Source organism: Erwinia sp. AK-PDG3-5, assembly GCF_056821705.1.
Map to the genome: position 1 here is coordinate 4,151,900 of NZ_CM165967.1, position 22,041 is coordinate 4,173,940.

20 protein-coding genes are annotated in these 22,041 nt (G+C 60.2%); 14 read left to right on the forward strand and 6 right to left on the reverse strand.

Going from position 1 to position 22,041, the window contains the following annotated elements; translation table 11 throughout:
* Positions 1–16: 16 nt before the first annotated feature.
* Both AC1UKS_RS19405 and AC1UKS_RS19410 read right to left on the reverse strand, forming a co-directional pair.
* Positions 17–1,495: a SulP family inorganic anion transporter gene (locus AC1UKS_RS19405; RefSeq protein WP_265911447.1), complete on the reverse strand. Its 1,479-nt coding sequence runs from the start codon at positions 1,493–1,495 to the stop codon at positions 17–19.
* Complete coding sequence (locus AC1UKS_RS19410) at positions 1,492–2,118, reverse strand: carbonic anhydrase (RefSeq protein ID WP_013200578.1); 627 nt, start codon at positions 2,116–2,118, stop codon at positions 1,492–1,494. Before AC1UKS_RS19410 ends, AC1UKS_RS19405 begins: the two co-directional genes overlap by 4 nt.
* 817 nt (positions 2,119–2,935) lie before the next feature.
* Here AC1UKS_RS19410 and AC1UKS_RS19415 point away from each other — a divergent pair.
* From AC1UKS_RS19415 to aroQ, 4 genes are read left to right on the forward strand one after another with little or no spacing between them, the layout of a single operon-like run.
* Positions 2,936–4,315, forward strand: a complete 1,380-nt coding sequence (locus tag AC1UKS_RS19415; RefSeq protein ID WP_482434907.1) for an MFS transporter — start codon at positions 2,936–2,938, stop codon at positions 4,313–4,315.
* A gap of 16 nt (positions 4,316–4,331) precedes the next feature.
* Entirely contained in the window at positions 4,332–5,591 is a 1,260-nt protein-coding gene (locus AC1UKS_RS19420) for a gallate dioxygenase (protein ID WP_482434908.1), read from the forward strand.
* Positions 5,591–6,415 (forward strand): amidohydrolase family protein, encoded by an 825-nt coding sequence (locus AC1UKS_RS19425; RefSeq protein WP_482434910.1) that lies wholly within the window; start codon positions 5,591–5,593, stop codon positions 6,413–6,415. The genes AC1UKS_RS19420 and AC1UKS_RS19425 overlap by 1 nt, the downstream gene beginning before the upstream one ends.
* A 9-nt stretch (positions 6,416–6,424) precedes the next feature.
* Positions 6,425–6,856: a type II 3-dehydroquinate dehydratase gene (aroQ, locus tag AC1UKS_RS19430; protein WP_482434911.1), complete on the forward strand. Its 432-nt coding sequence runs from the start codon at positions 6,425–6,427 to the stop codon at positions 6,854–6,856.
* Here the strand turns inward: aroQ and AC1UKS_RS19435 are convergent.
* Positions 6,851–8,086, reverse strand: coding sequence for a LysR family transcriptional regulator (locus tag AC1UKS_RS19435; protein ID WP_482434912.1), 1,236 nt, complete (start codon positions 8,084–8,086; stop codon positions 6,851–6,853). The two genes, aroQ and AC1UKS_RS19435, sit on opposite strands and share 6 nt — an antisense overlap.
* A 127-nt stretch (positions 8,087–8,213) precedes the next feature.
* Between AC1UKS_RS19435 and galB the strand changes: the two genes are divergently transcribed.
* Genes galB through AC1UKS_RS19475 form a run of 8 tightly spaced genes read left to right on the forward strand, consistent with a single transcriptional unit; the run spans position 8,214 to position 15,553 of the window.
* A complete protein-coding gene (gene galB, locus AC1UKS_RS19440) occupies positions 8,214–8,957 on the forward strand; it encodes a 4-oxalmesaconate hydratase (protein WP_013200572.1) in 744 nt (247 codons plus the stop codon).
* Positions 8,954–9,667, forward strand: coding sequence for a 4-carboxy-4-hydroxy-2-oxoadipate aldolase/oxaloacetate decarboxylase (locus AC1UKS_RS19445; protein WP_482434913.1), 714 nt, complete (start codon positions 8,954–8,956; stop codon positions 9,665–9,667). The genes galB and AC1UKS_RS19445 overlap by 4 nt, the downstream gene beginning before the upstream one ends.
* 1 nt (position 9,668) lies before the next feature.
* Entirely contained in the window at positions 9,669–10,769 is a 1,101-nt protein-coding gene (locus AC1UKS_RS19450) for a 4-oxalomesaconate tautomerase (RefSeq protein WP_482434914.1), read from the forward strand.
* Positions 10,769–11,653 (forward strand): NAD(P)-dependent oxidoreductase, encoded by an 885-nt coding sequence (locus tag AC1UKS_RS19455; protein ID WP_482434916.1) that lies wholly within the window; start codon positions 10,769–10,771, stop codon positions 11,651–11,653. The genes AC1UKS_RS19450 and AC1UKS_RS19455 overlap by 1 nt, the downstream gene beginning before the upstream one ends.
* Position 11,654: 1 nt before the next feature.
* A complete protein-coding gene (locus tag AC1UKS_RS19460; protein ID WP_482434917.1) occupies positions 11,655–12,104 on the forward strand; it encodes a GlcG/HbpS family heme-binding protein in 450 nt (149 codons plus the stop codon).
* A gap of 26 nt (positions 12,105–12,130) precedes the next feature.
* Positions 12,131–12,649 carry a sugar dehydrogenase complex small subunit gene (locus tag AC1UKS_RS19465; RefSeq protein WP_482434918.1) on the forward strand — a complete coding sequence of 173 codons (519 nt, stop codon included), beginning with the start codon at positions 12,131–12,133 and terminating at the stop codon, positions 12,647–12,649.
* Positions 12,642–14,255 carry a GMC family oxidoreductase gene (locus AC1UKS_RS19470; RefSeq protein WP_482434919.1) on the forward strand — a complete coding sequence of 538 codons (1,614 nt, stop codon included), beginning with the start codon at positions 12,642–12,644 and terminating at the stop codon, positions 14,253–14,255. Before AC1UKS_RS19465 ends, AC1UKS_RS19470 begins: the two co-directional genes overlap by 8 nt.
* On the forward strand, positions 14,252–15,553 hold the full coding sequence (locus AC1UKS_RS19475) for a c-type cytochrome (RefSeq protein ID WP_482434920.1): 1,302 nt from the start codon (positions 14,252–14,254) through the stop codon (positions 15,551–15,553). The genes AC1UKS_RS19470 and AC1UKS_RS19475 overlap by 4 nt, the downstream gene beginning before the upstream one ends.
* Positions 15,554–15,599: 46 nt before the next feature.
* On the opposite strand, the gene AC1UKS_RS19480 is transcribed toward AC1UKS_RS19475, so the two are convergent.
* Positions 15,600–16,919, reverse strand: a complete 1,320-nt coding sequence (locus AC1UKS_RS19480; protein ID WP_013200564.1) for a gluconate:H+ symporter — start codon at positions 16,917–16,919, stop codon at positions 15,600–15,602.
* A 177-nt stretch (positions 16,920–17,096) separates the two neighbouring features.
* Here AC1UKS_RS19480 and AC1UKS_RS19485 point away from each other — a divergent pair, with 177 nt between their 5' ends.
* A complete protein-coding gene (locus AC1UKS_RS19485) occupies positions 17,097–19,106 on the forward strand; it encodes a 2,4-dienoyl-CoA reductase FMN-binding domain-containing protein (RefSeq protein ID WP_482434921.1) in 2,010 nt (669 codons plus the stop codon).
* A gap of 54 nt (positions 19,107–19,160) precedes the next feature.
* Here the strand turns inward: AC1UKS_RS19485 and AC1UKS_RS19490 are convergent, their stop codons facing one another.
* Positions 19,161–19,967 carry a 5'-nucleotidase, lipoprotein e(P4) family gene (locus AC1UKS_RS19490; protein ID WP_482437051.1) on the reverse strand — a complete coding sequence of 269 codons (807 nt, stop codon included), beginning with the start codon at positions 19,965–19,967 and terminating at the stop codon, positions 19,161–19,163.
* 130 nt (positions 19,968–20,097) lie between these two features.
* Here AC1UKS_RS19490 and AC1UKS_RS19495 point away from each other — a divergent pair, with 130 nt between their 5' ends.
* On the forward strand, positions 20,098–20,814 hold the full coding sequence (locus tag AC1UKS_RS19495; RefSeq protein ID WP_482434923.1) for a purine nucleoside phosphorylase YfiH/LACC1 family protein: 717 nt from the start codon (positions 20,098–20,100) through the stop codon (positions 20,812–20,814).
* Between the two features lie 58 nt (positions 20,815–20,872).
* On the opposite strand, the gene rlmG is transcribed toward AC1UKS_RS19495, so the two are convergent.
* Positions 20,873–22,000, reverse strand: a complete 1,128-nt coding sequence (rlmG, locus tag AC1UKS_RS19500) for a 23S rRNA (guanine(1835)-N(2))-methyltransferase RlmG (RefSeq protein ID WP_265911471.1) — start codon at positions 21,998–22,000, stop codon at positions 20,873–20,875.
* Between the last annotated feature and the right edge of the window lie 41 nt (positions 22,001–22,041).

Genomic DNA, 22,041 nt, shown 5'->3' on the forward strand with positions numbered 1-22,041 from the left:
TTAACGGCCTGTCAGATCAGGCGAGTTTCACCGGCCACTGATTCAGCACGATGCCACGTTTCTGCGCCCCTTCACCGAAGTCTTTCAGCACCGCTTTGACATCCGGATCGATGTACTCCGCGTTGTCGTGATCGACAATCACTACGCTGTTTTCCGGGATTTCCGCCAGCAGGCCTTTCAACCGGGGGTTATGCATAAAGGTCAGGTTCTGCTGGAAGCGCAACACAAAGTGATCGTCGTAGCGCGTCAGCAACATCGCCCCGCGATGGCTCTTATAGATGCTGAACAGGATCTGCGTGGCCAGGCCAATACCAATCCCCGCCAGCATGCCAAACACCAGAATCCCGCCGATGGTGGCCAGGAACGGCACCGCCTGCTGCGCGCCCTGACGGAACTGCTCAACAAACAGGCGCGGCGTCGCCAGCTTATACCCGGTATACAGCAGCACCGCCGCCAGGCTGGCCAGCGGAATGGCGTTCAGCAGATCGCTGAAGTAGAGACCACACACCAGCAGTAACACGCCGTGGATCAGAATTGAAATCTTGCTCTGCGCACCGGCGCTGACGTTGACCGAGCTGCGGACAATCACTGCGGTAATCGGCAAGCCGCCAAGGAAGCCGCTGATCAGGTTACCGATACCCTGCGCGCGCATCTCTTTATCCGGCGAAGGTGCGGGATTTTGTGGACGCAGTTTTTTCAGCGCTTCCTGGCTGAGCAAGGTTTCCAGGCTGGCAACGATGGCGAGGGTCGCGGCAATCATGTACACCGCCGGATTCTGCCAGACGCTCCAGTCCGGGCGTTCCAGTTCACCGGTCAACGCCGCCAGGCTGTCGAAGGAAGGCAGAGAAATGCGCGGCAGGTTGCTGACGATGTCCGGGAACATTCTGCCGCCCACCACCGTCGCCATACAGCCAAACAGCACCGCGACTAACGGGCCGGGCGCCCAGCTCAGCACCTTGATGTTTTTGACGGTGTTGGTCGACCAGAACCACAGAATAAACAGGCCGATGCCGGAGACCACAATCGCCGGGATCGACACGCTAAACGCGCCGCCGGTGACCAGCGAGCTGAGTTCACTCTCTTCTGCAGCACCCAGCGCCACCGGGATCTGCTGCATAATCAGCAAAATACCGATCGCCGCTAGCATGCCTTTGATCACCGTGCCAGGCACGAGGGTGATAAAGCGTCCGGCACGCATCACGCCGAGCATAAACTGCAGCACGCCGGCGATGATTAACGCGAACAGCAGGGCGGAAAACGATCCCAGGGTTTCAATTGCGCCGGTGACAATGGTCACCAGACCGGCGGCCGGGCCGCTGACGGCGAATTTAGACGGACTAAAGGTGGTGACCACCAGCCCGCCGATCACCCCGGTAAGCAGGCCAACAAAGGGCGGAAGGCCGCTGGCCTGCGCAATGCCCAGACAGAGCGGCAGAGCCACCAGAAACACGACCAGACCAGCCGGAATATCCCGACGTAGATGACTTAAGTTCATGGCGATTTACCCTCTGCACTTTGCTGGATTAACTCTTTCAGATGCCCGGACTGCAGGTCATACACGCAGCCAAACACATCCAGTTCCACGCCGGACCGCCAGATATTCAGCACCGGCTCTGCGGCGATCAGGTGAGAAAATTGGGCGAGGACGTTGGCCTCCACCAGCTTATTCAGCTTTTCGCTTTCATCCTCAATACCGTCGGCGTCCGCCAGTCCCGGTGCCAGCGCGTTACGCAGTTGCGTGATGCGTCGGGCGAGCGGCGAGTTTTCGTCAGACAGCGGAATATTCGGTAGGGCTATCGCCGCCTGCACGCCACCGCAGCCGTAATGGCCGCAGAGCACTATGCGGGACACTTTCAGGTACTCCAGCGCGTATTGCAGCACGCTCATAAAATTATCGTCACCGGCCACCACCATATTGGCGATATTACGGTGCACAAAGAGTTCACCGGGATGCGCGCCGGTCAGGACTTCGGCGGGGACGCGGCTGTCGGAGCAACCAATCCACAGCGAGTGCGGCTGCTGGGAATCGACGTTTTGGCGAAAGTATTGAGGATTGCGTTGGCGGCGCTGTAAGGCCCAACTGCGGTTTTTCGCTAACAGGGGTTTTAGTGTCGTCAAAATACATTCTCTCTTTTAAGTACGACAGGAATAAACCTGAGCGCCAAATAAATGGAAATAAGTGTTAACAGAGGAACTGCCTCCGTTTAAGTATGTACACATCTGCTGTAATAAGTTCTGATATTTTAGACTGGTATTAATTATTAAGATTATTCTTAACCCCACTGAAATAAGCGAGTGTAATTTTTATTAAATTAACCTGTTTGCCGTTGATTTCTCAAGGCATGCGTTTTCAGGCAATTAAATAAACTAAAATAATCAATTAAAATCCTTGTTAATCAATAACATGATTATTATTGCATTCCCGATGCATTAATTAAACATAAGCTTTTCCTATGACCGAAATTCGCCATAAAAGGGATGACCGTCTCTTTAATACACCGGTTTATCATTATCTTTTGTAGGGTAAATAAATAGAGCTACTGGCTAAATCCCTGAAAGGTTTTATTTCTCTAAAAATAAATATGCAGACGAGTAATAACGCGATTTATCAATAAACGTCAGAAACACCCTGAAATATTTGAACATCTTTACATTGTCGAACTGCCGCCCTGCCCCAGTTTCTTCTTACGGCACACCTCACAGAATAAATAAAACTCATGCCTCTATAACCATTTTATGGCAGACAAAGCCGCCGCCCCTGCTTAAGTTGGTATTGGCACAACAAAACAACAACAATATAACTGGCTGTTTTATAATAAAAAAACAGAACAGACTTACCTCAAAAACAGATAAAAACACCACCCGTCAATCCCAGGTGAGTGGATTTTTTTTTAACCCGGTCACGGATTAATAAAAAAAACAGAGAGCGTACCCTATGAGCAACCACGACATTGTCGACGTAAAGGGATGGATTGATTCCCGCGCCATCTCGGGGAAGCAATGGCTGATCCTGGCCCTGTGCTTCTTAATTATCCTGTTCGACGGTTATGACGCCGCCGTAATGGGCTTTATTGCCCCTGCCCTGATTGAAGACTGGGGCATTTCCCATGCTGAGATGGGCCCGATCCTTGGCGCCGCGATGTTTGGAGTGGCGATTGGCGCGCTGGTCGCCGGGCCGTGGTCGGATAAATTTGGCCGTAAGAAGATCCTGCTGATTTCGATTGCCTGCTTTGCCTGCTTCAGTCTGGGCAGCGCCTTTGCCCGTTCGCCGATGGAGATGGCGCTGCTGCGCTTTCTGACCGGGCTGGGCCTCGGCGCGGTGATGCCCAACTGCGTGACGCTGGTGTCGGAATATATGCCGGAACGCCGCCGCAGCCTGATGATCACCCTGATGTACAGCGGCTTTAATATCGGTTCAGGGATGGGCGGCTTTATCGCCGCCGGTATGTTGCCGCACTTTGGCTGGAAATCGGTACTGCTGTTCGGGGGCGCGATGCCGCTGCTGATGCTGCCGCTGCTGATTTGGGTATTACCGGAGTCGGCGATGTTTATGGTGGTGCGCAACGTCAGCCGCGAAAAAATTGCCGCCGTGCTTAATCGGTTGGGCGGCACCTTCAACGCCACCACCGCCTTTGTGCTGTCGACGCCGATTGTGCCGAAAAAAGCGCAGGTGCTGCAGTTGTTCAGCAAGGGCTATGCCGGCGGTACCATCGTGCTGTGGCTGACCTACTTTATGGGCCTGTTTGTCATCTACCTGCTTAACGGCTGGCTGCCGACCATTATGCGGTCGGGCGGCGTCACGCTGGAGCGCGCAGCGATTGTCGCCGGACTGTTCCAGCTGGGTGGCACCGTCGGCGGCCTGCTGGTCGGAAGCCTGATGGATCGCCTGAAGGCGAAATATGTTATCGCGGCCTTTTATCTGCTGGGCTGTTTCTGCCTGGTCTCCCAGGGCGTCTGGGGCTTTGGCCCGGACATGCTGGCGCTGCTGGTGTTTGTCAGCGGGCTGTGTATCAACGGCGCGCAGACCGGTTTGCAGGCCTTCTCACCGGCCTTTTATCCGACGGAAATGCGTGCCACCGGCGTGTGCTGGATGCACGGCATTGGCCGTAGCGGCGCGATTATCAGCTCCTCGCTGGGCGGCGTGCTGCTCGGCGTGTTCCCGGGGCAAACCAGCATCTTTATTGTGTTAGCGATCCCGGCTCTGCTGGCAGCGCTTTCGATTACGCAACATAAGCCTGCGCAGGTGGCACGACAGCTAAAAGGGGTTGATCTCAACGACCTGCCGTCCCTCTCGCGCAGTATGAATAACCGATAAGTGAAGGAAGAGAACTATGGCTACTATCATCGGCGGTCTGGCCGTCTCACACACGCCAACCATTGGCTTTGCAGTCGACCATAACAAGCAACAGGAAGGGGCCTGGGCGCCTATTTTCGACGGCTTTGCGCCTATGCAACGCTGGCTGGAAGAGAAGAAACCGGACGTGCTGCTGTACGTGTTTAACGATCACGTCACCTCCTTCTTCTTCGATCACTATTCGGCCTTTACGCTGGGCATTGATGAGCAGTATGCGGTGGCGGATGAAGGCGGCGGTCCGCGCGATTTGCCGCCGGTTCAGGGCCATGCCGCCCTGTCGCAGCACATTGGTGCCAGTCTGATGGCCGATGAATTTGATATGTCGTTCTTCCAGGACAAGCCGCTGGATCATGGCCTGTTCTCACCGCTCTCCGCGCTGGCACCCTGCGATAACGGCTGGCCGATGCAGGTGGTTCCGCTGGCGATTGGCGTGCTGCAATTCCCGATCCCATCTGCCCGCCGCTGCTACAAGCTCGGCCAGGCGCTGCGCCGCGCGGTGGAAAGCTTCCCGGAGGATCTGAAAGTGGCGGTCGTCGCCACCGGCGGCGTTTCTCACCAGGTGCACGGTGAGCGCTGCGGCTTTAACAACCCGGAGTGGGATGCGCAGTTTGTCGATATGATCGTCAACGATCCGCAGCGCCTGACCGAAATCACCCTCGCCGAATACGCCACGCTGGGCGGGCTGGAAGGGTCGGAAGTGATTATGTGGCTGGTGATGCGCGGCGCGCTGTCTGCCAACGTGGAAAAGCTGCATCAGGCCTATTACCTGCCGTCGATGACCGGCATCGCCACGCTGATCCTCGAAAACCAGGCGAGAGAAGCGCCGGTGGATGTGCATCAGCGCCAGCGCGATAAGATCAACCTGCAGCTCAGCGGCGTGGAGAAATTGCCCGGCACCTATCCGTTCACTCAGGCCCGCAGCCTGAAGGCATTACGTATCAACAAATTCCTGCACAAGATGATCCAGCCCGCCTGGCGTGAGCGCTTCCGCAGCGCGCCAGAGGCGCTGTATGACGAAGCAAAACTGACCGAAGAAGAGCGCACGCTGATCAGCTCGCTGGACTGGCGCGGGATGATCCATTACGGCGTCAGCTTCTTCCTGCTGGAGAAACTGGGTGCGGTGGTTGGCGTCTCCAACCTGCATATCTACTCCGCGATGCGCGGCGTGTCGCTGGAAGAGTTCCAGCAAACCCGCAATCAGCAGGTGCTCTACTCTGTGGCGGGGAAAGCATCCTGATGACTTCGTTGCCGATTATTGACTGCCACCATCACGTGTTCGATCCGGCGCAGTTTCCCTATGATGCCAACAGCGGCTACCACCCCGACGGCCACGAGCTGGCCACCCCGGCCTACTATCAGGCGGTGATGGAAGCCTACAACATCCGCCATTCGCTGATGGTCGGCCCGACCTCGGCCTATAACCTTGATAACCGCTGCATGCTGGAGGCGATCCGCCAGTCCGGTGGACGGGCGAAAGGCATTGCGGTGACGCCGCGTGACGTCGACAGCAACACGCTGGCGGCCCTGAAGGATCGCGGCGTGGTCGGTATTGCCTTCAATGTCGCGATGCTCGGCACAGGCCCTTTTTTACAGCTCGACGATCTGATGGCGAGGCTGGCGGAGCTGGAGATGTTTGCGCAGATTCAGGTGCAGGATGATCAGCTGCTGGCGCTGATGCCGCTGCTGAACCGCACCCGCACCAAACTGATCTTCGACCATTCCGGGCGACCGGACGTTAACGCCGGGCTGTCGCAGCCGGCGTTCCAGGCGCTGCTGTCGCTGGCTGGTCAGGATCGGACATGGGTCAAACTGTCCGGCATGGCCAAGTTCTCGCAGCAGCGCTACCCGTGGCACGATGCGCAGCCGTATTTACTGGCGCTGCTCGACGCCTTTGGCGCAGATGCCTGCCTGTGGGGTTCCGACTGGCCGTTCCTGCGCGCCACCGAACGGATGGACATGGGCACCCAGCTGCTGTTGCTGGAGAAAATGATCCCCGACGAAAACACCCGCCGCAAAATCCTGTGGGATACGCCAAAGCGCCTGTTTGGCTTCCACGACTGAGGAAAACGCATGAAAACCATTTATGTTCTGAATGGCCCTAACCTGAATTTGCTGGGCACCCGCGAGCCGGAAACCTATGGCTCCGACACGCTGGAAACGGTGGACAAGCTCTGCCGCGATACCGCTGCCGAACTGGATATTGCTATCGAGTTTCGCCAGACCAACCATGAAGGAGAGATGATCGACTGGATCCAGCAGGCGCGTTTGCAGGCTGATGCGCTGGTGATCAACCCGGCCGCCTGGACGCACACCTCGGTGGCGATCCGCGATGCGGTGACCGGCGTGGCCCTGCCGCTGTGGGAAGTGCATATCACCAACGTGCACAAGCGCGAAGCCTTCCGCCACCACTCGTTCCTGTCGGATGTCGCGCAGGGCGTGATTTGTGGCTACGGCATTCGGGGCTACCGCTATGCGTTGATCGAAGCGGCCCGCACGTTATAAGCGCGGCTCGCTGCCGTGGCACACCTCGCGCAGAAAGCCGATCAGCGCGTCGGCCGCCGGTGACGGCAGGCTGCCGGTGCGGTAGCTCAGCCCAATCGCCCGTCGGGTATCCGGCAGGGCGATCGGCAGCACCACCAGCTCTTCGGACGCCAGCTCAAATTCCAGCTGGTGCGCGGAGACGGCGGCCAGCATATCGGAATCACGCAGCAGGCCACGCACCAGCGCCAGATCGCCGCTCTCGACCACCGGAGCCGGCGTCGGAATGCCCATCGCCAGGAAGCAGTTATCCAGCAGATTGCGGGCGGGCGTATGGGAGCGCGGCAGCACCCAACGTGCCTCGCGCAGCGCCTGGGTGCTGACCGGTGCCTGCGCCAGCGGGTGATCGCGTCGGGCTACCAGCACCATCTCTTCCGCAAACAGCGGTTCGTTGCTGATATCGTTGATCTCTTCGGTATTGCGCAGCGCGCCAAAGATAAAGTCGATCTCGCCGGATCGCATTTCAGACGTCAGCATGCCCCAGGCACTTTCGCTGGTGACCACCTTGATGCCGGGATACCGCGCGGTCAGCCGCACGATCGCCTGCGGCAGTAATCGCGTGCGGCCAAGCGGCAAGGCCCCCACCCGCACCGTCCCTTCCAGCACCCCTTTGCGGGCGGCAATATCCGCCGGAATATGCCGCAGCTCGTTAAGGGCACGGCGAATATTCGGCTCGATTTCCCGTCCCGCCAGCGACGGGATCATGCCGTGCGGCGTGCGTTCCAGCAGCGCGATGCCCGCGCCGTTTTCCAGCACCTTGAGCGCGGCGCTGACCGCCGGCTGGCTGAGCCCCAGTTGCTGAGCAACCGACTGCATATGCCGGGTCAGGCACAGCCTGACGAAGATTTGCAGGCGACGGACGTTGAACAGCCACAGCGGTTCTGACTCCGCCCGGCCGCCTTTCCCCTGCAGTTTGCTGAGCAATAACGGGATGGCATGCAGCTCATCTATCGCCCGTTCGGCGCGCGGCAGAATGCATTGCCCCAGGTCGGTGAGGCGCATACCGCCCGCGTGACGTTCAAATAACGGCACGCCTAAAGTGAGTTCCAGATCGCGAATAGCGCGGGTGATCGCCGACTGGGTACGAAATAATTCATCGGCGGCCTTTGAGACACTCCCCTGAACGACAACCTGACTAAATGCCCTGATTTGCATCAGGTTTGTCAGTTCCTGCCGGGTTATTTCCTGGGCCATTTCCGCTCCTTCTCAACCTGTGATCTGAGCCAAACTATAAATAAAACGCATACCCACTGCAATCAAATGAATTATCCGGGGATACGCCTGCGTGACAGCATGAAAAAAAACGCAAAGGAACCCGAATATGACTGAGTTAACTTCCCCGAAAACCGCTCTGGTGGTCAGCGCTCACTCTGCCGATTTCGTCTGGCGTGCCGGCGGCGCCATCGCGCTGCATCAGCAACAGGGCTATCAGGTGCATATCGTCTGCCTGTCATTTGGCGAGCGCGGCGAATCGGCCAAGCTGTGGCGTAAAGGCCCGTCGATGACCGAAGCGCAGGTTAAGGCGTCCCGCCGCACGGAGGCGCAGGCCGCCGCCGAAATCCTCGGTGCCAGCATCGAATTCTTCGATCTCGGTGACTACCCGCTGCGTGCGGACAAAGAGACACTGTTCCGCCTGGCGGACGTCTATCGCCGCGTGCAGCCTCACTTTGTGCTGACCCATTCCCTGCAGGATCCCTACAACTACGACCATCCGATGGCGACTAATCTGGCGCAGGAAGCGCGAATTATCGCCCAGGCCGAAGGCTACCGTCCGGGCGAGAAGATCGTTGCCGCGCCGCCGGTGTACTGCTTTGAGCCGCACCAGCCCGAGCAGTGCAACTGGAAGCCGGACGTGTTGCTGGATATCACCCGTGTCTGGGACAAAAAGTACGCGGCGATCCAGTGCATGGCCGGGCAGGAACACCTGTGGGAGTACTACACCCGCGTGGCCCAGCAGCGTGGCGTGCAGGCGAAACGCAATGTCGGTATCACCGCCGCCCGCGACATCATTTACGGCGAGGGCTATCAGAGCATCTTCCCCCGCGTGACGGAGGATCTGGCATGAGTGCGATCGGTCAAAAAGGCGTTGTCGTGCGAAATATCCCGCGCGCGGACAACAAGGATATCGCGTCGCTGGCAACATCCGGCGTGGCAACGGTGCATGAAGCGCAGGGCCGCAAAGGGCTGCTGGATCACGCCATCCGTCCCCTTCAGCAGAACAAATCGGTGGCGGGCAGCGCCGTCACCGTGCTGCTGGCACCGGGCGATAACTGGATGTTTCACGTCGCGGTTGAGCAGTGTCAACCCGGCGACATTCTGGTGGCGGTGCCGACCTCCCCGTGCGTGGATGGCTTCTTCGGCGACCTGCTTGCCACCTCGCTGAAGGCGCGCGGCGTGATTGGTCTGATTGCCGATCACGGCGTTCGCGACTCGCGCACGCTGCGTGAGATGGGCTTTGCGGTCTGGTCCCGCGCGGTGTATGCGCAGGGCACGGTGAAAGAAACGCTCGGCTCGGTCAACGTGCCGGTGATCTGCGCCGGTCAGCTGGTCAATCCTGGCGATGTGATTGTCGCCGATGACGATGGCGTGGTGGTGGTAGCGCGTGGCGAAGCGGCGCAGGTGGCGGAAAGCGCCCGCAAGCGCGAAGCGCTGGAAGAGAGCAAACGCGTGCGCATGGCGGCGGGCGAACTGGGTCTGGACATCTACCAGATGCGCCCACGGCTGGCCGAGAAAGGCCTGCGCTACCTGGACACCCTTGACGATCTGGAGACCTGATATGCGCCAGCGCCGCCTGCCCTGCCTGCTGATGCGCGGGGGAACCTCAAAAGCCGCCTGCCTGCTGGCCAACGATCTGCCTGCAGACGCGGATCTGCGCGATCGCGTGCTGCTGGCGCTGATGGGATCGCCGGACAGCCGTCAGATCGACGGGCTGGGCGGTGCCGATCCGCTGACCAGCAAAGTGGCGATCGTCCGGCGATCCGAACGCGCCGATGCCGATGTCGATTACCTGTTTGCCCAGGTCAACGTCGACAAGGCCATCGTCGATTACGGCCAGAACTGCGGCAACGTGCTGGCGGCGGTCGGTCCGTTTGCCATCGAGCGCGGGCTGGTTAAGGCCGGCGATCCGCTTACCGAAGTGCGGATCTTTATGCAGAACACCGGGCAGATTGCGGTCGCGCAGATCGCCACGCCAGACGGCGAAGTCTGCTACGACGGCGATCTGAAGATCGACGGCGTGCCGGGCACGGCGGCGGAAGTAGTGCTGAATTTCAGCGATATCGCCGGATCCAGCTGTGGATCGCTGCTGCCCACCGGCCAGCCGCGCAATGTCTTCGACGGCATCGAAGTGACCTGCATCGATAACGGCATGCCGGTGGTGCTGTTGCGGGCCGCCGATCTGGGCCGCACCGGCTACGAGAGCCGCGAGCAGCTGGACAACGACGCTGAACTGAAGCAGCGGCTGGAATCCATCCGCCTGCAGGCCGGTCCGTTAATGAATCTGGGCGACGTCAGCCAGCGCACCGTGCCGAAGATGACGCTGCTGTCGGAACCACGACAGGGCGGCACCCTCAACAGCCGCACCTTTATTCCGCACCGCTGCCACGCCTCGATTGGCGTGCTGGGCGCGGTGAGCGTGGCCAGCGCCTGCCTGGTGGCGGGCAGCGTCGCCAACGGGCTCGCCCGGGTCGGCACCGCACGCGATCAGCGGCTGAGCGTCGAGCATCCCGGCGGCGAATTCAGCGTGCTGTTGCAGCGCGATGAACAGCAACAGCTGACCGGCGCCGGACTGCTGCGCACCGCCAGACTGATTTTTGCCGGTGAGGTGATGATCCCGGCATCCGTCTGGCCGCTTTCCTCATCACAGGAGACGCTGTAATGACAAAAATGACCTTTATTGGCTTTGGTGAAGCGGGCGGCATCCTCGCCGCGGCGCTGGCGAAACAGGCCGAGGTCACCGTGTGGGACCGCAAGTTCGATCGCGCCGAATACCGCGCGGCGATGGTGGAGAAAGCCGATAGCGCGGGGGTGCGCGTGGCGCGCTCGCTGGGCGATGCCTTGCAGGGGGCCGAACTGATCTTCTCTGCCGTCACCGCTTCTGAAGCGCTGAACGTGGCGATGGCCGCCGCCGCCGATCTGCACCCCGGCCAGACCTTCCTCGACATGAACTCGGTGGCACCGGCCACCAAACTGGCGGCCGCCGAGCTGATTGAGGCCCGTGGCGCGGACTATATCGATGTGGCGGTGATGGCCCCGGTGCCACCGGCGGGGCTGAAAACGCCGCTGCTGATTGGCGGTAAAACGGCGGAAGCCCTGAACGTCACGCTGCGCTCGCTGGGAATGAACAGCCAGTACCGCAGCCGCGACGTGGGCGAAGCCTCCGCGATCAAAATGTGCCGCAGCGTGATGATCAAAGGGCTGGAAGCGCTGACCACCGAATGCCTGAGCGCCGCCCGTCAGTACGGTGTGGAGCAGGCGGTGCTGGACTCGCTGCATGCCAGCTTCCCGTCGCTGGGCTGGAATGCCGCCCTGCCGGATTACCTGATTAGCCGGGTGGCTGAGCACGGCCAGCGCCGCGCAGAAGAGATGCGCGAAGTGGTGCAAACCCTGCAGGACGTCAACGTGGTTCCGGCGATGAGCCAGGGCATCGTCACCACACAGCAAGGGCTGGTCGATGCGCTGGCGCAACGTGACCTCAACTATCAACAGCTTACCCCCTTTGTCTGGCAGCAGACGCTGGACCGGATTTACGTTAAGGACTGATATGAAAACGTTATTTTTCGCCTCGAGCCTGTTGCTGGCCTCGGCAGCATCCTGCGCCGCCGCAGGCCTGAATGCCGCCCAGGCTGACCAGGTGCTCAACCACGTCAAACACAGCCTTGCTACCGCCAAAAGCACCGGCTGTGTGGCGGTGGTCGATGCCAGTGGCTTACTGATCGCCTTCCAGCGTTTTGATAACGCGCCGCCGGGCTGCGTGAACGCTTCAATCGGCAAAGCCCGCACCTCCGCGCTGTACCACGCGCCGTCGCTGAAGTTTATGCAGCGTCTGCAGCAGGGCGAAACCACCGTGCTGGCAATCCCGCAGGCGGTCGCCCTTGGCGGTGGCTTCCCGCTGACCCTGCACGGTGAGATTGTCGGTGCGGTTGGCGTCAGCACCCCCAAACAGGAACTGGATAATCAGGCCTCAGAGTCGGCCGCTACCGCGCTCAACTAGGCGCAACCCGCAAAGGATTTCACCTTATGTCGCTTACACGTCGCCGACTGTTAGTCGGCTCGACGGGCCTGTTGGTTGCTGGCGCGTTGAGCCAGTGGCTGCCCGCATTTGCCCGCGCGCCGCTGGCGTCGGCCATTACGGTGCCCGCAAATTTTGTCTCGCTGTCGCAAACGCTGACCGGCATGGATCGGCCTGATGCACTGCTGGCGCAGCGCCTGTACAGCTGGCTACATCAGCGGATCGATGGATTAGACAACCAGCTAAACGGCCTGACCGACCTGCTTCATCGCCAGCCTGCGCTGCAGGGCGATGCGCTGCTGGCGGCGATGGCTGACCAGCCGGCGGCGGTACAGGAACTCTATCAGACGCTGGTTTCCGGCTGGTATCTCGGCGTGGTGAACCGCCAGAAGCCGGAATGCGTGGCGTTTGAAAATATCGTCAGTTATCGCGTGGTTCAGACCTCGTTGCTTCCTCCGAGCTATGCGCCGGGTGAAGCCAACTTCTGGACGCAACCGCCAGGCAAGGAGAGCATTGCACATGGCTGAGAATGTAAGCGCAGATGTGGTGGTGATTGGCGCCGGGATTGCCGGTTCGCTGGCCGCCCTGAAAATGGTCAAGGCGGGCGTTTCGGTGCTGATGCTGGAATCCGGCCCGGAAATCAAACGGGACCAGGCAGTGGAGTATTTCCGTCACTCGCCGTTTAAGGGCGATTTCACCGAACCCTATCCGCCAGAGCCCTGGGCACCGCAGCCCAAATTTATCCCGGTGGATAATCACTATCTGATCCAGAAAGGGCCGGATCCATATCGTGCGCAATACCTGCGCGGCACCGGCGGCACCACCTGGCACTGGGCGGGTCAGGCGTTTCGCCTGCTGCCCAACGATTTCCGCCTCAACACGCTATACGGCGTCGGCCGCGACTGGCCGCTGAGCTATGAAGATCTGGAACCTTATTACTGCGATGCGGAAGCCCAGATGGGCGTGTCGGGCGATGACGATCTCAACTCGCCGCGTTCGCGTCCCTATCCACTGCCCGGCATTCCGCTGCCTTACGGCTTTGAGCGGCTGAAAGCCCGTCTGGCGCCGCTGGGCTACGACGTGGGGATTGGCCCGCAGGCGCGCAACAGCATTCCTTACGATGGCCGCCCGGCCTGCTGCGGCAACAACAACTGTATGCCGGTCTGCCCGATTGACGCGCAGTATCACGGCGGCATTTCGGCGCGGAAGGCGCTGGATGCCGGGGTGAAAATCATCGCCAACGCGGTGGTCTACAAGATTGAGGCCGACGACAAAGGCGTGATCCAGGCGGTGCATTACCTCGACCGCCATAAAGCCAGCCATCGGGTCACCGGCAAGCAGTTCGTACTGACCGCCAACGGCATTGAAAGTCCGAAACTGCTGCTGCTCTCCACCAGCGACCGCTATCCCAACGGCATCGCCAACAGCTCCGGCATGGTCGGCCGCAACCTGATGGATCATCCGGGTTCGTCCGTTGAATTTTATGCCGACGAGCCGGTGTGGTTTGGCCGTGGGCCGATGCGGCCTGGCAGCATCAACAACCTGCGTGATGGTGACTTCCGCAAGGAGCGTTCGGCGTTGCGTGTCGATCTGGCGAACACCTCGCCGGTGCGCTATCTCACCGAACGGCTGGTGAAACAGGGCTTCTATGGTCGGGCACTGAACGACAAGCTGCGCTGGCAGGCCGAACGTTTTGTGCAGCTGAAATGCCTGCTGGAGATGCTGCCGGAACCGGAAAACCGCGTGGTGCTGAGCAAAACCGAAAAGGATGCCTGGGGCATCCCGCGGCTGGAAGTCTATTACCGCTTCCCCGACTACGTTCACCGTGGCTATGACCAGTCGATGCAGGATTTTAAAAAGATGGTGGCAGAGATGGGCGGCACGGAAGCGGTGTACAGCAAGCGCGGCGTTTACGATAACAATCAGCATATTACCGGCACGATGATCATGGGCAGCGATCCGAAAGATTCGGTGGTGGATGCGGACTGTCGCACCCACGATCACCCGAATCTGTATATCGCCGGCACCGGCATTATGCCGTCAGCCTCGACGGTGAACTCCACGCTGACCGGCACCGCGCTGGCACTGCGGATGGCCGATACGGTGCTGAAAAGCCTGGGGGCCACCGCATGAAGCGCACCCTGCTGGCACTCTCCCTGACTGCGGCGGTCTGCGCTGCCGCTCATGCCGATCCGGCCCAGATCGCGCGCGGCAAATACCTGGCAACGGCGGCTGACTGCTCGGCCTGCCACACGGCGACCAACGGCAAACCCTTTGGCGGCGGCTTTGCGGTCAGCACGCCGTTCGGGCAGATTTACGGCACCAATATTTCCTCCGATCCCGAGTACGGCATCGGTAGCTGGAGCGAGGACGAATTTGTTGCGGCGGTGCGCGACGGCGTTGGCAAAGGCGGTAAGCAGCTTTATCCGGCGATGCCGTACGACGCCTTCAGCAAAATGCGCCGCGAAGATGTGCTGGCGATCCGCGCGTACCTGCTGGCCTTGCCCGCCGTGCATGTCGCCTCGCCGGAAACCCAGCTCGGCTTCCCGTACAACCAGCGCTGGGGACTGCGCTTCTGGAAATGGCTGAACCTGGATAAAGGCGCGCTTAAGCCCGATCCGGCGCAAAGCCCGCAGTGGAACAACGGCCGCTATCTGGTGGAAGCGCTGGCGCACTGCGGCACCTGCCATACGCCGCGTAATATCACCAAAGGCATGGATAATGGCAGCCCGCTGTCCGGCGGCGATCTGGGCGGCTGGATGGCGTGGAACATCACGCCGGATAAAAACGCCGGTATCGGTAACTGGAGCGAAAAGCAGCTGGTCACCTACCTGAAAACCGGCTTTGTCGCCGGACGCGCCAGCGCCTCCGGGCCGATGGCGGAAGCCGTTGAGCACAGCCTGCAATATCTGCCGGACAGCGATCTGCAGGATATCGCGCTGTACCTGCGCAGCGTGAAGCCGGTTGGCGATGATAAGCAGACCAAACCACGCGATGACTGGGGGCAGCCCACCGCCACCGTCAGCCAGCTGCGGGGAAGCTCTGACGCCTGGCGCCGTGAGAACGCCGGCGCGGTGGTGTTTGCCGGCAACTGTGCCAGCTGCCACGGTGCGTCGGGCGGCGGATCGGGTCAGGGCTTTGGCGCCTATCCTTCGCTCAGCCACCACACCACCACCGGCGCGTGGGACAGCCGCAATCTGATTTCGGTGGTGCTGAACGGCGTCCACCGCAAGATGAGCCAGGGCGAAGTGTTTATGCCGCCGTTTGCCCCGGAACTGAGCGATGAACAGGTGGCCGATGTCGCCAACTTTGTCAGCCGCGAGTTCGGCAATCCGGCGGCGGCGTCGGCGACCGCAAAGCAGGTGGCTGAACGTCGGCAGGAAGCGAAACTCGCCTCGCCGCCGGTGTATGGCCAGGGGGATAAGCCTTAGGGGGGCTGCCCGATCGCCCCACCGAGGGGAGATCGGGCAGTCATCATCAGTGAATAATGGCGTTTAAGATCAACACCCCGCCGAGGCCGAGGAATGAGATCAGCGTTTCCATCACCGTCCAGGTTTTCAGCGTTTCCACCACGGTCAAATTGAAGTAGCCCTTAAACAGCCAGAAGCCCGGATCGTTGACGTGTGAGGCGATCACGCTGCCGGATCCCACCGCCAGCACCATCAGCGCAGGATCGGTATGGGTGATGGCGATAATCGGCGTAACAATCCCGGCGGTGGTGATCGCCGCCACGGTGGCCGATCCCAGCGCCACGCGCAGCATTGCCGCCACGGTCCAGCACATCAGCAGCGGCGACAGCGACGAGCCTTTCATCAGGTCAGCGATATAGTTGCCGACGCCGCTGTCGACCAGCACCTGCTTGAACGCCCCGCCGCCGGCGATGATAAAGACAATCATGGCGATGGCGGCAATTGAGCTGCCGCACATCTCCATCACCTCTTCCATCTTACGGCCGTTGCGCAGGCCCAGCGTCAGCACCGCCACCACTACCGAGATAAACAGCGCCACGGCGGGATTACCAATAAATTCAAAGAACTGACGCAGCGCATTCTCTTTCGGCATGGTCAGCTCGCAGATCGCGGCGATGGCCATCAGGATCACCGGGATCACCGCCGCAAAGATGCTGATCCAGAAGCCCGGCATTTCATGTTCTTCGAAGATCTTCGGATTGAACAGGCCTTCCGGCGGTTCGCGCTCGAAGCTTTTCAGGAAGCGCGAGAAAATCGGCCCGGCGACGATCACCGTCGGAATGGTAATGATCAGCCCGTACAGCAGCGTGGTGCCGATATTGGCGCCAAAGATGGTGGCGATCGCCGTCGGGCCCGGGTGCGGCGGCAGGAAGCAGTGGGTCACCGACAGGGCGGCGACCATCGGCACGCCGACATACAGCAGCGGCATCTGCGCCGCCGCCACGATGGTAAACACCAGCGGCAGTAACAGCACGAAGCCCACCTCATAGAACATCGCCAGACCGACAATCAGCCCGGTGACCACCAGCGCCCATTGCAGATGCTTTTTGCCGAAGGCGGCAATCAGCGTGGTAGCCACCCGCTGCGCCGCGCCGGTATCGGATACCAGCCTGCCGAGCATGGCACCAAACCCGAGGATCATCGCCAGGCTGCCCAGCGTGCCGCCGATGCCTTTTTGGATCGAGGCCACCACCGCCAGCGGCGTCATGCCTTCCGCCACGCCGACCACCGCCGAGACAAACACCAACGCAATAAAGCCATTCACTTTGAAGACGATCATCAGCACCAGAAGCAGGATCACGCCAACCGCTATGATGGTTACAGGCATGCTAATTCCTTGAAGAAAAGAGTCAGAGGATGCATTAGGTGTAGCTGCTTCTTTCGCGCTGCGCCGCTGAAAAAGCGCAATACCTGGCGGCACATCACACTCCGGTTAACAACACTTTAACAATGGGCTTTTCATCGCTACAGTAGCACTCATCCGACCACTCACTTTCAGGGTCTTATGAACACTTCCTTGTTCTCTCCGCTTGATTTGGGTTTTACCCAGTTGAAGAACCGCGTGCTGATGGGCTCCATGCATACCGGGCTGGAAGAGCACCCGGACGGGCCGCGCCGTCTGGCTGCTTTCTATGCCGAACGCGCGGCGGCGGGCGTGGCGCTGATTGTTACCGGGGGCATTGCGCCGTCGGCGGAAGGCGTGGTGATGGCCGGCGCGTCGGTGCTCAATCATGCGGATCAGCTGGCGCATCATCGCCCGGTCACCGACGCGGTGCATCAGGCCGGCGGCAAAATCGCGCTGCAAATCCTGCATGCCGGACGCTACAGCTATCAGCCTTCGCTGGTTGCCCCTTCGCCGCTGCAGGCCCCAATTAACCCGTTTAAGCCGCATGAGCTTAATGGCGACGATATTCTGGCGTTGATCGGCGACTTTGCGCACTGCGCCGCGCTGGCGAAAGAGGCCGGGTATGACGGCGTCGAGATCATGGGATCGGAAGGCTATCTGATTAACCAGTTTCTGGCGGCACGCACCAACCAGCGCCAGGACGATTGGGGCGGTGATGACAGCCGCCGCATGCGCTTTGCGGTGGAGATTGTTAAGGCGGTGCGGGAAGCGGTGGGCCGGGAATTTATCATTATCTTCCGCCTGTCGATGCTGGATTTGGTCGAACAGGGCAACACCCTGCCGCAGAGCATCCGGCTGGCGAAAGCCATTGAGCGCGCCGGTGCCAGCCTGATCAACACCGGCATCGGCTGGCACGAAGCGCGGATCCCCACCATCGCCACTTCGGTGCCGCGCGGCGCGTTTGGCTGGGTCACCCGGGAACTTCGCCAGCACCTGAGCATTCCGCTGATCGCCACCAACCGCATTAATCATCCTGACGTGGCGCAAGCCCTGCTGGATGAGGGCTGTGCGGATATGATTTCCATGGCGCGGCCGTTCCTCGCCGATGCGCAGTGGGTCAGCAAGGCCCGCGCCGGGCACAGCGATCGGATCAATACCTGTATCGGCTGTAATCAGGCCTGTCTGGATCAGATCTTCGCCGGCAAAATCACCTCCTGCCTGGTGAATCCACGCGCCTGCCATGAAACCGAGATGCCGGTCATGCCAACGCAGAGCGTGAAGCGACTGGCGGTGATTGGCGCAGGCCCGGCGGGGCTGTCTTTTGCGGTCAATGCCGCTGCGCGCGGCCATCAGGTGACGCTGTTTGACCGCGCGTCCGAGGTTGGCGGCCAGTTCAATATCGCCCGGCAGATCCCCGGCAAAGAGGAGTTCAGCGAAACACTGCGTTACTACCGTCGCCAGCTGGCGCTGACCGGCGTCACCCTGAGGCTGAATGAAGCCGCCACGGCGGATCGGCTGACCGAATTTGATGAGATCGTGCTGGCGACCGGCGTCACCCCGCGCCTGCCGGACATTCCCGGCCTGGATCACCCTTCCGTGCTCAGCTATCTGGACGTATTGCGCGATAAGAAGCCGATTGGCACACGCGTGGCGCTGATCGGCGCAGGCGGAATTGGCTTCGATACCGCCGAATACCTCAGCCAACACGGGCCGTCCACCAGCCTGGATATTGCCGCCTTTTGCCAGGAATGGGGCATCGATCGGACCCTGCAACAGCCCGGCGGACTGGTCGCCCCGGTGCTGCCGACGGCGGAACGGCAGATCTGGTTATTGCAGCGCAAGCCCGGCAAACCGGGGACCGGGCTGGGTAAAACCACCGGCTGGATCCATCGCGCCAGCCTGCAGATGCGGGCGGTGAAAATGTGGGGCGGCGTGCAGTATCTGAAGATTGATGACCGCGGCCTGCATATTCTGCGTGACGGCGAGCCGCTGCTGCTGGCAGTCGATAACGTGGTGATTTGCGCCGGTCAGGAGCCTAACCGTCAGCTGGAGGCGTCGCTCACCCGTCTGGGCAAGCCAGTGCATATTATTGGCGGTGCGGATGTGGCGATGGAGCTGGATGCCCGCCGCGCGATTGCGCAGGGCACCCAGCTGGCGCTGTCAATCTAAACCCCGGCGTTTTACGGGCCTGGCAGAGCCGATCCTGCCAGGCGGTTCAGCGGGTTATTTGCCGCTCCACGCCTTCAGATTCGCGTCACGGGTTTGCAGCTTCTGCTCTGGCGTCAGCTTGTTATAGCCTTCAGCCAATCCGCTTTCCCAGTCGCCGTACAGCGGGTTAGGCAGAATGATAAACTGCGTGCCGAACAGGCGGTTGTTCTGGTTCACAAAAGCACGACGCTGGGCGTTGCCCTGATGCCAGGTCGCGGCACCGTAGTCGTTAAGGTTATCGCCGATATACAGCACCACGTCGTAACCTTCCGCCTTGATCGCATCAAATCGCGCCTGCTTGTTTGAGCTGTCGCTCTTCAGGCGCAGGGTTTTATCGTTCACCCCGGTGAAGCCCAGCCGGGTCAGGTTTGCCGCCGTGGCCGCCGCATCTTTACTGTCGCGGTTGGAGACATAGAACATGGTGCCGCCGTGGCTGTTAACGTAGTTAGCAAAATTCACCGCGCCCGGTACGGCGGTGGCCTGTTTTGCCTGGGTCCACTGTGACCAGCTCTTATCGGCAAATGGCTGGTTCGCCTTCACCTGCCAGGCGCTGTAGGCGCTGTTATCGATCATCGTTTCATCCAGATCGACGATCACCGCCTTCGGCTTGCCGGTCAGCGACGGGGCGTTATCAAACGCCAGCGTGGCAAAATTAAACGCCTGATACGCCAGCGCCTGATACTCACCCGACTGCTGGAACCAGTTGAGCGCCATCACCGACTGCTGATTCAGCTGGTTGGCAGCATCCTGTTTGTGAGGGGCACAGCCAGACAGCGCCAGCGCCATCAGCACGGCGGCACTTAAGGTGGTGGTGGTTTTCATTTTCAAGAGTGGTGATCTCCTGCCAGAATAAAGGGATAGAAAGGCTTTCGAATTAACGCCTTAAAAATGTAGCATCTCCCCCGTAATGTGAAGAGATTGTTCGCCTGCTGATGACGTAAAGGACTGGAACATGCCGCAACCCTATCGCTCGCCCCTGCTCTCTTCGCTGAGCTGGCTCGATCACGCTTTTCTGCCCGCCGGTGAGCGTCCGCCGGAAGAGAGCATCTATAACCATCAGCGCCACAGCCCCAACGTGGTGCTGGACACCGAGGCGCTGCCGGTCAAAAGCCAGCAGGCGGACGGATTGATTGGCACCGGCACGCGGCCCGTCGCGGTGTATACCGCCGACTGCCTGCCGATCCTGATTGCCGATACCCGACACAAGCAGGTTGCCGCCGTCCATGCCGGACTGAACGGCGCGCTGGGCGGCGTGTTGATTAATACTCTGCGACGGCTGTGCGAACGCGGCGCCACGCCGGACAGCCTGATGATGGCCATTGGCCCGGCGATCGGTCCCTGCTGTTATGAGTTGGGTGACGAGCGCATTGCGGCTATCCAACAGGAGAACCCTCACGATCTGGCCGGGCTGATCGCCTTCTCGCCCAAGCCATCCGCGAACCCGCACGCGGTGCGCGCACAGGCTGAAGGCACCACCGGCGGAGTGTGGTTCGATCTGCCGCTGCTGGCCAAACGAATGGCGATGCGCGAAGGGGTGCCGGAAGCGCAAATTGAACTCAGCGAAATATGTACTTACTGCATGGCGGAAGCGCAGGCCAGCTACCGCCGCAACAGCCACTTCGATCACGGCTATCAGCAGCGTTTTTCCTGGATCCGCAGGCTGGATTAAGCGCATAAAAAAAGGCGGCCCGTTACAGGGGCCACCTTTTTTGTCTGTCGTAACAGCGCTAGCGCATCTTCACCGAACGCAGGATCACGAACTTCTGGTTAGACGCCACGGTGGTGCAGTTACCAAACAGCTTCTTCATTTTGCGGTAGTAATCCAGATGGCGGTTACCCACCACGCGCAGCTCGCCGCCTTCCTGCAGACAGCGATAGGCGTCGCGCATCATCTGCCAGGCAATATAGTCGGTCAGCGTGTTCTGCTGATGGAACGGCGGGTTACACAGCACCGCATGGAAGGTATTCGACGGGAAGCCCGCCAGTGAATGGTTCACCGAGAAGTGGCAGCGATCCAGGTCATCCGGGCGGTTTACTTCCACGTTCATCTCGCTGGAAGCAACCGCCATCCAGGATTCATCGATAAAGTGCACTTCAGCCGCCGGGTTCTGATCCAGCGCGGTCAGGCCAATCACGCCGTTACCGCAGCCCAAATCGGCAATCTCGCCTTCAATCCCTTCTGGCAGGTTCGCCATAAAGAAGCGCGCGCCCACATCCAGACCGCTGCGGGAAAATACGTTGGCATGGTTGTGGATTTCGTATTGCGTGTCGTCCAGCGGCCAGATCGAGGTCACTGGCGCATCAGCCAGCGCCGGCAGCGTCGGTTCACAGAAGATCAGACGCGCTTTTTTCACCGCCAGCGAGGTTTTGGTGACGCCCAGCACGCGCTCAAACAGATTCAGCGTCGAGGTGTGAATGTCTTTCGCTTTGCCTGCGGCAATAATTTTCGTTTCAGGCGTGACCACGCTGCGCAGTGAGCGTAACTGATGCTCTAATAGCGCCAGCGTTTTAGGGATCTTGATCAACACCACGGCCGGGGTGATGGTCAGCGGCGCGAGGCTGTTAATAAACTTCACGTCCCCTTCGTCCATCGCGTTTTCATTCAGGTTCTGACGCGTGGCCAGCTCGCACATCACCGAGTCGCTGATGCTGTAAAGCTCTTCACCGTACAGTCCGCATGCCAGCGTGCCGAAGGTGTCGTTGAACAGGAAAACGGGGCCATTGGTCTGAATATCGGCCATATGTTGCAGCAAATATTCATCGGCAGCATCCCAGGCCTGTAACGGGCTCTCTTCGCGCGTCTGGGGGAAACGGTGCAGCGTCAGCGTGCGGTGGCTCAGTTCGAGTTGGCTCATGGGATCTCCGGCGTGGTAAAATTCCCGCGATTTATCCCCTA

What these genes read in the sequence shown, in the direction of transcription:
- AC1UKS_RS19405 (WP_265911447.1), bottom strand. Translation starts at nt 1,495, where the DNA reads ATGAACTTAAGTCATCTACGTCGGGATATTCCGGCTGGTCTGGTCGTG.
- AC1UKS_RS19415 (WP_482434907.1), top strand. Translation starts at nt 2,936, where the DNA reads ATGAGCAACCACGACATTGTCGACGTAAAGGGATGGATTGATTCCCGC.
- AC1UKS_RS19420 (WP_482434908.1), top strand. Translation starts at nt 4,332, where the DNA reads ATGGCTACTATCATCGGCGGTCTGGCCGTCTCACACACGCCAACCATT.
- AC1UKS_RS19425 (WP_482434910.1), top strand. Translation starts at nt 5,591, where the DNA reads ATGACTTCGTTGCCGATTATTGACTGCCACCATCACGTGTTCGATCCG.
- aroQ (WP_482434911.1), top strand. Translation starts at nt 6,425, where the DNA reads ATGAAAACCATTTATGTTCTGAATGGCCCTAACCTGAATTTGCTGGGC.
- AC1UKS_RS19435 (WP_482434912.1), bottom strand. Translation starts at nt 8,086, where the DNA reads ATGGCCCAGGAAATAACCCGGCAGGAACTGACAAACCTGATGCAAATC.
- galB (WP_013200572.1), top strand. Translation starts at nt 8,214, where the DNA reads ATGACTGAGTTAACTTCCCCGAAAACCGCTCTGGTGGTCAGCGCTCAC.
- AC1UKS_RS19445 (WP_482434913.1), top strand. Translation starts at nt 8,954, where the DNA reads ATGAGTGCGATCGGTCAAAAAGGCGTTGTCGTGCGAAATATCCCGCGC.
- AC1UKS_RS19450 (WP_482434914.1), top strand. Translation starts at nt 9,669, where the DNA reads ATGCGCCAGCGCCGCCTGCCCTGCCTGCTGATGCGCGGGGGAACCTCA.
- AC1UKS_RS19455 (WP_482434916.1), top strand. Translation starts at nt 10,769, where the DNA reads ATGACAAAAATGACCTTTATTGGCTTTGGTGAAGCGGGCGGCATCCTC.
- AC1UKS_RS19460 (WP_482434917.1), top strand. Translation starts at nt 11,655, where the DNA reads ATGAAAACGTTATTTTTCGCCTCGAGCCTGTTGCTGGCCTCGGCAGCA.
- AC1UKS_RS19465 (WP_482434918.1), top strand. Translation starts at nt 12,131, where the DNA reads ATGTCGCTTACACGTCGCCGACTGTTAGTCGGCTCGACGGGCCTGTTG.
- AC1UKS_RS19470 (WP_482434919.1), top strand. Translation starts at nt 12,642, where the DNA reads ATGGCTGAGAATGTAAGCGCAGATGTGGTGGTGATTGGCGCCGGGATT.
- AC1UKS_RS19475 (WP_482434920.1), top strand. Translation starts at nt 14,252, where the DNA reads ATGAAGCGCACCCTGCTGGCACTCTCCCTGACTGCGGCGGTCTGCGCT.
- AC1UKS_RS19480 (WP_013200564.1), bottom strand. Translation starts at nt 16,919, where the DNA reads ATGCCTGTAACCATCATAGCGGTTGGCGTGATCCTGCTTCTGGTGCTG.
- AC1UKS_RS19485 (WP_482434921.1), top strand. Translation starts at nt 17,097, where the DNA reads ATGAACACTTCCTTGTTCTCTCCGCTTGATTTGGGTTTTACCCAGTTG.
- AC1UKS_RS19490 (WP_482437051.1), bottom strand. Translation starts at nt 19,967, where the DNA reads ATGAAAACCACCACCACCTTAAGTGCCGCCGTGCTGATGGCGCTGGCG.
- AC1UKS_RS19495 (WP_482434923.1), top strand. Translation starts at nt 20,098, where the DNA reads ATGCCGCAACCCTATCGCTCGCCCCTGCTCTCTTCGCTGAGCTGGCTC.
- rlmG (WP_265911471.1), bottom strand. Translation starts at nt 22,000, where the DNA reads ATGAGCCAACTCGAACTGAGCCACCGCACGCTGACGCTGCACCGTTTC.